This is a genomic window from Pseudomonas sihuiensis, assembly GCF_900106015.1.
In the GTDB taxonomy this organism is placed as follows: Bacteria; Pseudomonadota; Gammaproteobacteria; order Pseudomonadales; family Pseudomonadaceae; genus Aquipseudomonas; species Aquipseudomonas sihuiensis.
The window spans coordinates 2,211,897-2,225,875 of sequence record NZ_LT629797.1 but is presented as its reverse complement, the minus strand read 5'-3'; the positions used below and the strand labels follow the sequence as shown (position 1 = coordinate 2,225,875).

The 13,979-nt window shown below is 63.7% G+C and carries 13 protein-coding genes and 1 pseudogene; 1 reads left to right on the top strand and 13 read right to left on the bottom strand.

What is annotated here, in order from left to right:
• Positions 1 to 53: 53 nt before the first annotated feature.
• From BLT86_RS10515 to BLT86_RS10490, 6 genes are all read right to left on the bottom strand, one after another.
• Entirely contained in the window at positions 54 to 1,826 is a 1,773-nt protein-coding gene (locus BLT86_RS10515; RefSeq protein WP_092376518.1) for an acyl-CoA dehydrogenase C-terminal domain-containing protein, read from the bottom strand.
• Positions 1,823 to 2,419, bottom strand: a complete 597-nt coding sequence (locus BLT86_RS10510; RefSeq protein WP_092376514.1) for a TetR/AcrR family transcriptional regulator — start codon at positions 2,417 to 2,419, stop codon at positions 1,823 to 1,825. The genes BLT86_RS10515 and BLT86_RS10510 overlap by 4 nt, the downstream gene beginning before the upstream one ends.
• A 137-nt stretch (positions 2,420 to 2,556) precedes the next feature.
• Positions 2,557 to 3,741 (bottom strand): acetyl-CoA C-acyltransferase family protein, encoded by a 1,185-nt coding sequence (locus BLT86_RS10505; RefSeq protein WP_092376511.1) that lies wholly within the window; start codon positions 3,739 to 3,741, stop codon positions 2,557 to 2,559.
• 69 nt (positions 3,742 to 3,810) lie between these two features.
• On the bottom strand, positions 3,811 to 4,182 hold the full coding sequence (locus BLT86_RS10500) for a hypothetical protein (RefSeq protein WP_092376508.1): 372 nt from the start codon (positions 4,180 to 4,182) through the stop codon (positions 3,811 to 3,813).
• Positions 4,183 to 4,342: 160 nt separating this feature from the next.
• Positions 4,343 to 5,290: an NmrA family NAD(P)-binding protein gene (locus BLT86_RS10495; RefSeq protein ID WP_092376504.1), complete on the bottom strand. Its 948-nt coding sequence runs from the start codon at positions 5,288 to 5,290 to the stop codon at positions 4,343 to 4,345.
• Positions 5,291 to 5,420: 130 nt separating this feature from the next.
• Complete coding sequence (locus BLT86_RS10490; RefSeq protein ID WP_092376501.1) at positions 5,421 to 6,344, bottom strand: alpha/beta hydrolase; 924 nt, start codon at positions 6,342 to 6,344, stop codon at positions 5,421 to 5,423.
• 102 nt (positions 6,345 to 6,446) lie between these two features.
• Between BLT86_RS10490 and BLT86_RS10485 the strand changes: the two genes are divergently transcribed.
• Complete coding sequence (locus tag BLT86_RS10485) at positions 6,447 to 7,334, top strand: LysR family transcriptional regulator (protein WP_092376498.1); 888 nt, start codon at positions 6,447 to 6,449, stop codon at positions 7,332 to 7,334.
• Positions 7,335 to 7,552: 218 nt separating this feature from the next.
• Here the strand turns inward: BLT86_RS10485 and BLT86_RS10480 are convergent.
• The 7 genes and pseudogenes from BLT86_RS10480 to BLT86_RS10450 all read right to left on the bottom strand — a co-directional run.
• Positions 7,553 to 7,984, bottom strand: a pseudogene (locus BLT86_RS10480) (antitoxin Xre-like helix-turn-helix domain-containing protein); the annotation flags it as partial.
• A gap of 44 nt (positions 7,985 to 8,028) precedes the next feature.
• Positions 8,029 to 8,295, bottom strand: coding sequence for a hypothetical protein (locus BLT86_RS10475; RefSeq protein ID WP_092376495.1), 267 nt, complete (start codon positions 8,293 to 8,295; stop codon positions 8,029 to 8,031).
• Entirely contained in the window at positions 8,295 to 9,221 is a 927-nt protein-coding gene (locus BLT86_RS10470) for a LysR family transcriptional regulator (protein WP_092376492.1), read from the bottom strand. Before BLT86_RS10470 ends, BLT86_RS10475 begins: the two co-directional genes overlap by 1 nt.
• A gap of 22 nt (positions 9,222 to 9,243) precedes the next feature.
• Complete coding sequence (locus BLT86_RS10465) at positions 9,244 to 10,443, bottom strand: MFS transporter (RefSeq protein WP_092376489.1); 1,200 nt, start codon at positions 10,441 to 10,443, stop codon at positions 9,244 to 9,246.
• 88 nt (positions 10,444 to 10,531) lie between these two features.
• Positions 10,532 to 12,385 carry an asparagine synthase (glutamine-hydrolyzing) gene (gene asnB / locus BLT86_RS10460; RefSeq protein ID WP_092376486.1) on the bottom strand — a complete coding sequence of 618 codons (1,854 nt, stop codon included), beginning with the start codon at positions 12,383 to 12,385 and terminating at the stop codon, positions 10,532 to 10,534.
• Between the two features lie 23 nt (positions 12,386 to 12,408).
• Positions 12,409 to 13,479 (bottom strand): Gfo/Idh/MocA family oxidoreductase, encoded by a 1,071-nt coding sequence (locus BLT86_RS10455; RefSeq protein WP_014596886.1) that lies wholly within the window; start codon positions 13,477 to 13,479, stop codon positions 12,409 to 12,411.
• Entirely contained in the window at positions 13,476 to 13,979 is a 504-nt protein-coding gene (locus BLT86_RS10450) for a GNAT family N-acetyltransferase (protein ID WP_014596885.1), read from the bottom strand. The genes BLT86_RS10455 and BLT86_RS10450 overlap by 4 nt, the downstream gene beginning before the upstream one ends.

Below are 13,979 nucleotides of genomic sequence, written 5' to 3'. Positions count from 1 at the left end.
AGCAAAGTGCGCCAACCACTTTAACGCAAGCTCTGGAGCGAGCACAGGTAGCGCTAGAACTGTTCGGTAGCGAGTTCGTAAAGGCAGGCCGCACCACCGCGCAGACAGGCGCTCAGCCCTTCGATGCGCGGCAGCAGGCGCTCGAAGTAGAAGTTGGCGGTGGCCAGCTTGGCCGAGTAGAAGTCAGGGTCAGCGGCAAGATTGGCCTGGGCGGCGCTGGCCATCTTCGACCAGAGGTAGGCGTAGGTCACGTAACCGAACAGGTGCAAGTATTCCACCGACGCCGCGCCGACCTGGCGCGGGTCAGCCGCGGCCCGGTCAGCTATCCAGCGGCTGACATCCTCCAGTTCATTTACAGCCGCCAGCAGCGCATCGCGATGCTCCACGTGGGGCTCAGCTGCGTGCCGGCGGATCTCGCTCAGGAAACCATCCACCGCCTTGCCACCATCGCCGAGGACCTTGCGGCCTAGGAGGTCAAGGGCCTGGATGCCATTGGTGCCTTCGTAGATCTGCGCAATGCGCACGTCACGCACCCGTTGCTCCTGGCCCCATTCGCGAATGTAGCCGTGGCCGCCGAATATTTGTTGGCCATGCACGCAGCTCTCCAGGCCGGTGTCGGTAAGAAATGCCTTGGTCACTGGTGTGAGCAGTGCCACGCGGGTGTCTGCTTCTGCGCGCTGCTCTCTAGTGACGCCATGCTTGGCGATGTCCAGTTGGGCTCCAACGTAGGTAGCCAGAGCCCGGCCGCCCTCAGTCAGGGCTTTCATGGTCAGCAGCATGCGGCGCACATCGGGGTGATGGATGATCGGGTCGGCGACTTTGTCCACGGCAATCGCGCCACTGGGGGAGCGGCTCTGGAGGCGCTCCTTCGCATAGGCCACGGCAGTCTGATAGGACGCATGGGCGCAGCCGACTCCCTGGATACCGACGGTCAGGCGTTCGTAGTTCATCATGGTGAACATGGCCGCCAGGCCTTTGTTCGCCTCGCCAACCAGCCAGCCGGTGGCACCGTCGAAGTTCATCACGCAGGTGGCCGAGGCCTTGATGCCCATCTTGTGCTCGATGGAACCGCAGGACAGGGCGTTCCGCTCGCCCAGGGAGCCGTCGGCCGCGACCATCACCTTGGGCACCAGAAACAGGGAGATGCCTTTCGGGCCCGCAGGAGCGTCCGGCAGCTTGGCCAGTACCAGGTGGATGATGTTTTCGGTCAGGTCGTGCTCACCGCCGGTGATGAAGATCTTGGTGCCGCTTATCCTGTAGCTGCCATCGGCCTGGGATTCGGCCCGGGTGCGGATAAGGCCGAGGTCTGTGCCGGCGTGGGGTTCGGTCAGGCACATGGAGGCGGCCCAGACGCCTGCATAGATGTTCGGCAGGTACTTTGTCTTCAGTTCTTCACAGGCATGGGCGTCGATGGCCAGGGAGGCACCACTGCTCAGCACCGAGTACAGGGCGAAGCTGGAGTTGGACCCATGGAGCATTTCCTCGACATGCACCGCGAGCATCTTGGGCATGCCCAGGCCGCCGAAGGCTGGATTACCGGTGAAACCGATCCAGCCACCGTCGGCATAGGTGGCGAACGCCTCGCGAAAGCCGGAAGGGGTTGTCACCACGCCGTCGCGCCACTGCGCGCCTTCCTCGTCACCACTGCGGTTGAGAGGGGCGAGCACTTCGCCGGCCAGCTTGCCGGCCTCTTCCAGCACCGCGCCGGCGATGGCCTCGTCCAGCGAACCTTCCAGTTTCGGGAAACTTGCCCAGAGGGCGCCCGCGTTGAAGACATCGGTGAGGAGGAAGTTGATGTCGCGTAAAGGAGCTTTGTAGCTGTTCATCGCCTTGTCTCAAAGGTGGGTTGGGTGGCAGTCAGATGGCGCATGAGTGCCGCGCAGCGTTGCCGTTCATCCAGCGGATAACTCGCCAACCAGAGCGGCAGATGCTCGAAAAGCTCCAGCGCCGGAGCATCGACTTGCCCGGGGGCTGCGAGTCCCGCGGCGCACAGCAGGGAATTGAGCTGTTGCCGAAGTTGCTGGCGGAGTCGATCGATGGCGAGTCGCTGGTTTGGTTTCAGGCATCCGGTTTCGCGGGTCGCCAATTGGAAGTGCAGGGGATGCGACTGGTGAAGCGAGACCAACCCCTGGACTACCACCTGCAGGGTGGCAGCGGGGGATTCCCGGCGATAGCGGCGGTCGAACAACGACAGCATTGCCATGTAATGCTCTTCGATGAACTCCAGCAGCAGCTCTTCCTTGCTCGAACAGTGGTTGTAGAGCGAGCCGGCGGTGAGTTCGAGGTGGCTGGCCAGTTCGCGCAGGCTGACCTGGGCGAAGCCGCGTTCGGCGAACAGCTGGAGGGCTTTTGGCCGGTTGCGTGCGAAGCGCGAGCCGGTGGGTGTCGAGGTGGGTTCCATGCACTTGGCTGTGCTCATGTTTCAGGCACCTTTGATGCGGGCCTGGTCCAGGCCGGGTGACGCTGATGCGCAGGCGAGACGCGCCGAAGGAGCCGTCAGGGAGCTCGAGATTCGTGTCGTGGGCTGAATCTCGGCGAACTCCCTGACCGGCTCCATCAGACGCGTTCGAAGATGACGGCGATCCCTTGTCCGCCGCCGATGCACATGGTGGCCAAGGCAAATCGGCCCTTGATCCGCTGAAGTTCATGGACTGCCTTGGTGGCGATGATGGCGCCGGACGCGCCTACCGGATGACCCAGGGAAATGCCTGAGCCATTGGGATTCACCTTGTCCGGATCGAACCCCAGTTCCCTGGCAACTGCGCAGGCCTGGGCGGCAAAGGCTTCGTTGGATTCGATGACATCGATATCATCCACCCTCAGGCCAGCGCGCTGGAGCGCCAGACGCGTTGCCGGAATGGGGCCGAGTCCCATCAGTGTCGGTTCGACACCCGCGTGGGCGTACGTCACGAGCCTGGCCAAGGGACGCAGATTCAGATCCTTCACCGCATCGCCGGTGGCCAGGAGCAGGGCGCTGGCACCGTCATTGAGTCCCGAGGCATTGCCGGCGGTGACCGTGCCACCCTCGGAGAAAGCCGGTTTCATCTTCGCGAGCTGTTCCAGGGTCACCTCCGCGCGTACATGCTCGTCCACGTCGAATTGGGTTACGCCTCTGCGGGTCTGGAGTTCCACAGGAACTATCTGGCTGTCGAAGCGCCCTTCGGCAATGGCCCGAGCGGCTCGCCGCTGGCTTTGCAGGGCAAGTTCGTCCTGATCTTCCCGAGTGATGCCGTACAGTCTGGCCACATTCTCCGCCGTGATTCCCATGTGGATGCGGTGCAGCGGGTCATGAAGTACGCCGAGCATGAAGTCCAACATCGGCGTGTCCCCCATGCGCGCGCCCCAACGTGCGCCCGGTACCAGGTAGGGCGCCTGACTCATGGACTCGGCGCCACCGGCGATGGCGATCCGCCCATCACCCAGCAACAGACCCTGGGCGGCGCTGACGATGGCCTGCAGGCCGGAGCCGCACAGGCGGTTGACCATGAAGGCCGGCGTTTCTTTGGGAATGCCGGCCTGCAGGGCCGCTACACGGCTTATGTAGGCATCCGCGGGGCAGGTGGGGATGACGTTGCCGAACACCACGTGCTCCACCCACTGCGGGTCGCAGCCCGCGCGCGACAGGGCCGCCTGGGCGACCAGCGTGGCGAGGCGAGCGGGTGGCGTGTCCTTCAGGGTTCCGCCGAAGGTGCCGATGGCGGTGCGAACTGCGCTGGCAACGAATATCTCGGGACTGTTCATCGTCGATGTTCCTGGCTGGGGGTGGGGGCAGGATTCCGGGAGAGGCCTTTGGCCACCTGCCCTGGATACTCAGTAGCGGCGCAGAAAGTGGATGAATAGCAGGCTGTAGAGCACGTCGCCAAGCAGTAGCACTGGCAGTTGCCAGCCGATGTTCCCGGCCAGCCAGTGGATGAAGATCGTCAGCGAGGCGAAGGCTTTGCCAACTGCGCCGAGGACGATGTACGGCCGGCCGCGTACGGGATTGATTGCGGCGAAGAAGTATGCGATCCCGAAGGTCGCGACGAGTGCAAGCGCGAGGTCGCGCATCGCCAGGTTGCTGCCGCTGGAGCTATCAAGATGGAGCAGCACGCCGAGTTGGGTGTTCAGGAACAGAAAACCAAGTACGACGGACCAGTTGAAGAGGGCGGCAGTGCCCATGAGCCAGCGAGCATGGGTGATCATTCTGGGAATTCCCGACGGTAAGAAGAAGGCACGGTCCGGGCGATACGGCGGGCGTGCTCTTGTTGTCAATGTTGCCGATTGGCCCGGAAGGCATCAGCGGTGTCCGGGGCTGACTGGACACGACCATAGGGCAGCCCCGACCTCCGACTTTCCGGCCAGATCAGTTCGCCGACGACTGCAGGGCGGCGGTGAAGGGCTCGATGTAGTCCACGAAAAGCTCCTCCAGGGGCGTGCCCTTGAACTCCGGCAGGTACAGTCCGTTCCAGTTGGCCCAGAGCGGCATGCCCTCAGGCTGCTCGGTCGCGGCGACGCCAATGCCGAGGATGGTTTTCATGGGGCCGTCAGGAGCGGCGTTGTAGGCTGCCTTCCATTCAGCGCCATTCATGTACTTGCGCTCGACTGCGCGGCCCAGTACGCGCTCGCGAACATCGAGCAGCTCGTTCCAGGAGCAATAGGCGGTAGCGGCCACGGGGCAGATAGCATTACGTGAAGCGGGATGGGCCAGTACATGGGGAATGATCCGGCCGACATCCTTGCCCGTGGACCAGGAGAATTTCTGGTCGCCGTCACCCATGATCCCCACGGGTTCCTGCATGTAGTACTCGGGCCAGAGCCCGGCGGGAATGATGGTGTAATCCAGGCCTGCCATCTCGATCATCCTCTGGATGAAAACCTTCTGGCGAGCGATCCGGCTATGCACGGTGAGCGTGGGTTGGCGGGACTCCCACTCATAGATGAAACCGAATTCGGAGGGTACGAAACGCTCCACGCCAGCTGCTCGTGCAGCGTAGATCAGCGGGTACTGGGATTCGGTTGCATAAAGCGGCACGCAGGAAACGAGGTAGTCGGTTCCTTCCAGCGCCGGAACCAGTTCTTCGACGTTGTTGATATCCGCTGAGCGCAACTCGACTCCACGCTCCTGCCAATCCGCCCACTTCTTCTGCTTCTCCTCGGTGGTCAGCATGAGACCGGACGAGGACTTTTCGCGGAGATTGCCTTCGCGAAGCAGTACGCGAACGTTGAACAGATCCTGTGCCAGAAGCTCCTCGACGCAGGCGCTACCCGCCACGCCTGTAGCCGAAAAGACCGTTACTGTTTTTCTTGTCATGGAGAAGATCCTTGGGGTGGCATCAAACGAAGCAAACCTGATTGCGCGCACTCCAAGGGTAGGGAAACCGGCGCCAATCACATCCCCCTCAGCCGGGGGGAATGTGGGGGGAGGTGCTGTAAACCGGGACTCAGAGGTTGTCCCGGTAGAAGCTCTGCAACTGCTCGATGGCCTGGGCGACCGCGTCCGGCTGATCGTAGAGGTCGTAGTGGCTGGCTCCCTCGACCACCCGAATATGCTTGTGCGCCGAGCGCGCGCGATTGAACAGCTCGAAACCATCGCGATAGGAGCCGAAGCCACCGGGCACGCTGCCGACAATCACCTGCAGCGGCTGGGTCAGCAGTTGCTCGGCCAGGTGGAAGGCATCGAAGCCAACGGCCGGGGCGCAGCCGGACAGAAGCAGGCGATTGGGGGAGTGACCATGCTGTCCCCGTGGTGTGCGGTAGTACTCGACGGCCTGAACGATGTCGATGTCGGTGATGCCGGCCTGGAGACGCGCCTCCACCGAGTCGGGGATGTAAGTGGTGATAAAAGGCTCTGCGCCACGAGCTTCGGCGGTACGCAGCTGGGCGATGGCGTCCAGCGTTCTCAGCGCCGCGTCCGAACTGTGATCGCCCTCGCGCATGAGGCGGCCATAGTTGGCCGGCACCACGGTTCCCAGTGCCTTGATACGGCGTTCCGTCATGGTTGCACTGGCCGCGTAACCGCCTCCGCCACAGATACCCAGGGCGCCGATACGGTTTTCGTCCACATAGGGCAGGGTAACCAGGTGGTCCACCGCACAGCGGAAATCCTCGATGCGGGTGGCAGGGTCTTCCAGGTAGCTCGGTTCGCCGTCACTGGCGCCCTGGAAAGACGCATCGAATGCCAGGGCCACATAACCCAGCTCGGCAAGTTTGCTGGCGTAAAGGCCGGATGTCTGCTCTTTGCAACTGCTGATGGGGTGCGCGCAGATGATGGCCGCGTAGCGTTTCTGCGGATCGAAGTCCGCGGGCAGGTAGAGATCGGCGGCGACTTCCAGTTGGCGGTTCTTGAAGGTGATGGCCTGTTTCATGGGCGTTTCCCTGGTGGGTTGGACATGACGCACAGGCTATAGATGGAGCGTTCTGTTGATTAGTCGCTAAAATCCGAACGAACACATTAGACGTGCTAATGAATGACTTCCGAAAACCTGAATGACCTGAATGCCTTCATGGCAGTCGCTCGTGCTCGCAGTTTCACTCGGGCGGCGGGCGAACTGGGCGTATCGCAATCCGCCCTGAGCCAAACCATTCGCGCGCTGGAGGCACGTCTCGGCATCCGCCTGCTGACCCGCACCACCCGCAACGTTGCACCGACCGAGGCGGGTGAGCGTTTGCTGGCCGTCATCGGCCCGGCCCTGGAAGACATCGAAGCCGGGCTGGAGACCCTCAGTGAGTTGCGTGACAAGCCGGCCGGCACTGTCCGTATCACTGCCGACGAGTTCGCTGTCGGAACGGTACTTTGGCCTGCCATCAAGCCATTTCTCGCCGAGTACCCCGACATCCGCGTGGAACTGAATACCGACTACGGCCTCAACGAGATTGTTGGTGAGCGTTTCGATGCCGGTGTACGCCGTGGTGGGCTGATTGCCAAAGACATGATTGCCATGCCGATCAGCCCGGATATCCGCATGTTTGTTGTTGGCTCGGTCGAGTACTTCACCGTTCATTCCAGGCCACGCAAACCCCAAGACCTTACCAGCCACAACTGCATCAATTTGCGCTTACCGGGAGGCATTTTCCCCTGGCGATTCACGAAGGGGGGGCGTGAAATCAGCGTACGAGTAGAGGGGCAGGTGGTGTTCAGCAGTATCTTGCCTATTCTCGACGCGGCGCTGGCAGGCTGTGGCCTGGCGTATCTGCCTGAGTCTATGGTCCAGCCGCATCTCGACGATGGGTGTCTGCAGGCTGTGCTGGTCGAGTGGGCACCAAACTTTGGCGGTTATCACCTCTACTACCCGAACCGCCGACAGGCCTCTCCCGCCTTTGCCTTGTTGGTAGAAGCCCTGCGTTATCGGAGGTAAAGCTGTTGGCAGTCTTCAAACAGGTGCTCACTTCCAGCCTGCTTCGCCAGCCTGATTGTAAGTAGACAATTGAGTGTCCGTATATGGCCGGTTTTTGCCTGTTGTGGATAGCAGTTCGTGGTCTTCGTCGGTGGGAACGCGTGGAATTGGCCAAGCAGTAGGCCTGCGGGCTTCCACCTTCCAAGATGGGGAGATCGCTCAGCATCACCCTGGGTACTCCATTGCGCATCAATCTGCCGGAACGGCTCGTACAGCGTGACCATGTCGCCCTGCACCATGATTTCGAGCGGCGTACGCCCATTGAAGAACTCGTTGCGGTTCTCCATCGAGGGGAAGCCGTAGTCGTTGTCGGGGTCGTCGAACACCAAACGCAGGACCGCGTGAATATTCAGCACAAGGCTGATGCGCTGCATCTGATCGGCGTCCAGGCTCACTGCCGGGGCTGAATGCTTCTGGCTGGCACGGTTATAGGTGCTGCGGGAAATCCGCAGTACCTGGCAAGCCTGCTCGCAGGAGACCTTCCACTTGTCCAGGATATTCAGTGCTGCAGGCAGGTCGGCTGTGCATTGGCTTTTCGAAAGGTCCTGAGCTTGGATTGCTGCTGCCGTCAGGGAGAGCCCCTCGATTCTATGTCGAGGCAGATTTGACATATTTGAATCTGTAGATACGGGCGGCGGTCACGAGGATGTCTGGGCTAGCGTCCATCTTCGGCGCCAGAGTGGAAGAGCTTGACGGGGTATGGAGTGTAAGGCGTGCCTTTGCCCATAAAGCGTATGCGTTGGGCGTGGCCAACCGCATTGCATTGGGCCTCACCCAGCTTCGCTTGATCATCTCGACACTGCAGTCGCAACTCATCGAGGCGCTTGGGATTCTCGGCAAGCGTTTCAGCCGATTCAACCGGCATCGGTTTTTCGCATGCGCCCAACACCATGGCGGTCAGCAGCAACGACATCTTCTTCATCAAGCAATCTCCTTCTGTGATGCGTGATCAGGCAGCAACGCCTGGTTTGCTTCCGGACTCACCCTCCCGATAAACCGCGCCAACTGCTCGGCCGGTTCACCGTGTCGCCGTATCAGGTAGGTGGTCAGCATCGCGGGACAGCCGGCCAGCGGCCGGGCCACGACGTCCGGATTGTTGAGTTCGGTGATGCGCGCCAGGCTGGAGAATCCCAGCCCGTAACCTGCCGCCACCAGCGCCATCATCAGGTCCAGGGTGGGGACACGGTCGGCGATGGTCAGGCGCGTATCCACGGCGCCCAGCACACGCTGCAATTGCTGCCAGAACCCTTCGCAGACCTTCGGATCGCAGAGCACCAGCGGGTAGCGCACGACCTCCTCGAGTGGCACGCGTCGATAGCTCAGCAGGGGATGACGGGTCGGCACTGCCACCACCAGCGGATCGAACCAGACCGGCTCGGCCATCAGCCCATCACCGACCTCATCCGACTGAGCCAGGCCAATATCGAACAGGTCGTCATTCAAACCTCGGACCTGTTCGCTGAAGGTGACGTCCGACAGGCAGATCTCGATCTCCGGCTCTTCCTCGCGACATTGGGCGAGCAGGGCGGCCAGGCGTGCCTGGGGGATGCCGTCCGACAGGGCCACGCGGATGCGTCCGCGATACCCAGCCGCCGCGCTCTTCACGCTGGCCTTGGCCTGGTCGACGACCGCCAGCACGCGGCGGGCTTCCTCCAGCAACACCTTGCCCGCCCAGGTCAGGCGCGTGCGGCGCGTCGTGCGCTCGAACAACTGGACGCCCAGGCGGTACTCCAGTTCCTTGATGATCCGTGAGAGGGGCGACTGTTCGATGTGCAGGCGCGCGGCCGCGCGCGCAAAGTGCAGTTCTTCTGCAACGGCGATGAAACAGCGAAGGTGGCGCAGTTCCACAGCCCTTCCTCCTTCTTATGGCTCAGTTGTAGGGTTCGGCTTGAACCCTGCCGGTCCAGCGCGGTTGGCGACGCAGGTTGACGATCTGCAGCAGGGCGCCCAGCACAGCGACACCGCCAGCGAAGGCGGCCAGGGTCCAGGTGGGCATTTGCAACAGCAGCACGAAACCACCTGCTGCAGCACCGATGGCACTGCCCAGGTAGAGCGCCGACTCATTCAGGGCGATGGCGAGGTTGCCGTCGCCCTGGGCCTGGCGCGCCAGGATCAGCTCGTTGTTCTGTGGCACTTGCAGGGCCCAGCCAACAGCGCCCCAGACCGCGATGGGCAGCATCACCAGCCAGGTGCTGAGTGCGGCCGTCAGCGGCAGCGCAAACAGCGAAACGGCGAGGATCAGCATGATGGCGAAGGTCAGCACCGGGCCCTTGATGCGATCCACTAGCGGGCCAATCAGGAAGCTACCCAGCACACCACCGATGCCCCAGACCCAGAGATAGGGCGTCACCGAACGCACCGCGCCATAGGCCGGGTCAGCCAGCAGCGGGGCGATGAAGGTGTACATGCCGAGACTGGCGATGGCGGCGAGCAGGGACACCAGCAGGATCACCAGCACATGACCGTCGCCGAGGATCGCCAGCTTCTGGCCCAGGGTGGTGGCGGTGGCCGCCGGCAATGCCGGGAGCTTGAGCAGCAGGCCGAAGAAGGCCACCAGACCGAGCACCGTGACCAGCCACAGGGCGGCTTGCCAGCCCATCTGCTCGGCGATCAGCAGGCTGAGCGGCACGCCCAGCACCACGCCGCTGGCCATGCCACCCATGATGATGGCGATGGCCTTGCCGCGGCGCTCCGGCGCCGATACGGCGGCCGAGGCACCAATGCCCATGGCCAGGTAGACGCCGGCGCCAATGCCGGCGATCGCGCGCCAAACCATCAGCGTGGTAAAGCTCTCGGCCAGCGCACTGGCCGCGTTGGCGATGACGAACAGGCCCAGGGCCAGCAGCAGGCCGGCGCGCTGGCGATGGGCCGGGGTGAGGGCGACGAAGATCGGTGACCCCAGCCCATAGGCCAGGGTGAAGGCGGTGACCAACTGGGCGGCCACCGCGACGGACACCACGAAGGAGGCCTCGATCATCGGGATCAGGCCGGCGGTGACATAGGAGGCCATGCCGAGGGCGAAGGCCCCCAGCGCTATCAAGTAGATGGGGGATTGGTTGGGTGTGTGCATGCTCAGGCTCGCTTGCGCTCCATTGGAGTTGCGTGGGTGGATGAACCGAGGGATGCAGCCCCGAACCGGGGCCGCATCCGGTTGGGGACTAGAGTTCGAGGCTGACGTCGTATTCGCCCAGCCAGGTGTTGAGGCCGACCACCAGCTCCATGCCCATGCGCTCGTACATGGGCGAGACGCTGCCAAGCGGCCTGGCCAGGGTTTGCTGGATTCGGTCGTTGTCGAGCAGCGGCGTCACCGGCGCGTTCCGATCAGCCTGGATGGCGGCCAGCGCCTCACGCAGCGCCTGCTCGTAAGCCGGGTCCTGAGTCGAGGGGTAGGGGCTCTTGACCCGCTCGCTGATCGACTCCGGCAGTAGGTCGCGGGTCGCCGCGCGCAGGATGCTTTTCTCCCGCCCGTCGAAGGCCTTCAGCGCCCAGGGGATGTTGAAGGCGTACTCGACCAGGCGGTGATCGCAGAAAGGCACGCGCACCTCGAGGCCCACGGCCATGCTCATGCGGTCCTTGCGATCCAGCAGGGTCTGTACGAAACGGGTCAGGTTGACGTAGCTCATTTGCCGCATGCGCCGGTCCACCGCACTTTCGCCCGGCAGTACCGGCGCCTCGGCGATGGCCTGGGCGTAGCTGTCGTGCAGGAATCCCTGCATATCCAGTTGAGCCAGCAGGCCCGGGTCGAACAGGGGCTTGCCGTCGAAGTACTTGCCGGTGACCGAGGTCAGCCAGGGGAAGGTGTCGGCCTGGATCGCCTCAGGGTCGTGGAACCAGCGGTAGCCACCGAACACCTCGTCCGCGCTCTCGCCGGACAGGGCTACGGTCGAGTGTTTGCGTACCTCCTGGAACAGGCGATAGAGCGATGGCCACATGTCGCCCCAGAAGGCGGGCGGCAGGTCAAGGGCGCGGACGATCTGCGCGCGCAACACCGGATCAGCCAGCTCGCGGCTGTCGAGAACGATCTCCTGGTGGCTGGAACGGATCTTCTCCACCAGGTCGCGCACGAAGGGCGCATCCGGCGTGCCGCGTACCGCATCGCCGGTGAAGCCACTGCCGTGGTCGACGAAGTCGACGGAGAAGGAGCGGATATTCTCCTTGCCGGCGGCGAGCAGCTTCTTCGAGGCCAGTGCGGTGATGATCGAGGAGTCGAGGCCACCGGAGAGCAGGCTGCATAGCGGCACGTCGGCGACGATCTGGCGGTCGACGATGTCCTCCAGCAGGTCGCGGGTATGGCGGATGGTCTCGTCCAGGGAATGGGTGTGCTCGCGCGCCTCCAGCTTCCAGTAGTGGCGGCGGAAGAGACCTTGCCGATTGATCCGCACGATCTCGCCCGGCATCACCTCGCGCATGCCGGCGAATACGGCATGTCCTGGCGTCTTCACCATCTCCAGGATCTCGCGCAAGCCATCGGCGCGCACCTTGCGTGGCACCAGCGGATTGGCCAGCAGCGCCTTGGGCTCGGAGCCGAACACCACGCCGTCCGCGGTGGGGTAGTAGTACAGCGGCTTGACGCCCATGCGGTCGCGGATCAGCAGCAACTCTTGCGTGCGCAGGTCCCAGAGGGCAAAGGCATACATGCCGTTGAGCCGCTCGACGAAGCCCTCGCCCCATTCCACATAGGCACGCAGCACCACCTCGGTGTCGCTGCGGGTTTCGAAGTGGTGCCCGCGCCGTTGCAGTTCGGTACGCAGTTCGCGGAAGTTGTAGACCTCGCCGCTGTAGGTGATGGCGGCGACCTCACGCAGGCCGCCATGCATTGCCGTCATTGGCTGACGACCGCCTTCGAGGTCGATGATCGACAGCCGGCGATGGCCCAGCCCGACCGGCCCGTCGATCCACAGCCCGCCGGCATCGGGACCGCGCAGGGCCATGGTGTCGGTCATGCGCTGCAGGGTGTCACGTTGCGCGTCCATGTTCTGGCTGTAGGACAGCCATCCAGCGATTCCACACATAGTCTTCTCCTTGTGAACGTGTTTTATCCGAGGCTTTCCAGGTCGCTGTCCTCGGCCAGCAGCACGCGCGTCTCACCAAGGACGTAGCGCGCCGGTGCTGGGGTTTGGGCATGGGTTTCAAGCTCGTTGAGCAGGCGCTGCAATGTCACTGCGGTGTCGAGGCCGGCGAAGGGCTGACGGGGTGGCTCCTTGAGCGCCACGGCGCGCACCACCTGCCGGCACAGCCGCGAGAGCTTGTGCAGGGTGTCCAGGCCTGGCTCGTCGGGGGCGGTGGCGAACTCGTGCAACAGCTCCTCGGCGCCGTCGGCGCCGCGCGTCCAGATCCGCAACTGGTCTTGATCCCAGCGCGGCGTGTCGAACACCAGGCGCGCATGGATCAGCCGGGCATCGTGGTCGACGAAGCTGTAGTCCAGGGTGCGCTGGCGCACGATGTTGACGAAGCTGGCGTAACCGGTGACCCGTGCTTCGCCCATGCTGGCGGTGAGTTGCACGGTGTCGAGTACCTCTGCGCCGGAGATGGAGAAGTCCGAACGCACGCCGAGTACGCCACCGAGCTGGAGCTGGCCGGCGCGCGGGCAGATCCAGCCGACCAGATCCAGGGCATGGATCACCTCGCTGGTCACACCGCAGGTCGGGCGGTAGTCGTTGATGCGGTCCTTGCCCCAGTGGAAGCTGGCCCGCACCAGTTGCCAGTCGTGACGCCCGACCCAGTCGCGCAACTGCTGGGTTGCGTCCGAGTAGCGCTCCACCAGATCCAGGGCAAAGCCGCCGACCTGATCCAATGCACCGAGCAGCTCGTCCAGGTCGTCGCCCGGCGTGACCAGCGGCTTCTCGCAGAGCACGAAGCCACGGTAGCCGGCCAGTTGCTTGAGCACGGGCGCATGGCTGTGGTCGTTGACGCTGACCACCACGATGTCCGGCGCAAAGACTTCCAGCGCGCGGGGGACGCTGTCGAAGTAGGGCAGCTCAGTCGCCTTCCGCCGGCGCCCGACATAGGCTAGCGACAGCGGCAGGCCGGTGCTCGTGGCGATATGTTCGAAGGCCCGGCGGTAACGGTTGCCGGCGTAGCCCAGGCCGATGATCAGGATCTTCATGCCGAGGCCTCCTGACGGATCAGCAGGCGCTCGTCGCTGGCGGTGAAGCCCAGGGCCTGGTACAGCGTGCCGGCGGCCTCGGTGCTCTGCAGCACCACGCAGCCGACGCCGCGGTTGGCGAACCAGCGCAGCAGGTGCTGCATCAGTTGCTTGGCGATGCCGCGGCCGCGCCACTGCGGCTCCACCACCACCGATTGCACCCAGCCGGATAGGCCGTTGAGGCAGCCCGGCGCCGGCGCGCGCTGGTCGATGATGGCCGTCGCGCAGCCCAGCACCTGGCCGGACTCCCTGTGCTCGGCGGCGAGGATTTGCACGCAGTCACTGTCGTTCAGGCGGCTGTTCAGCCAGGTGCGGTAGGCCGCCCGCCAGCGCGCCGCGTCCTCCGGTGTCTTGCTCGAATAGCTGGCGTTGGTGCCGTCCAGCAGATACGCACGCAGTTCCACCAAACTGGCCAGGTCGGCCTGGGTCGCCGGGCGCACGGTGAGGAAGGACTGGTCCAT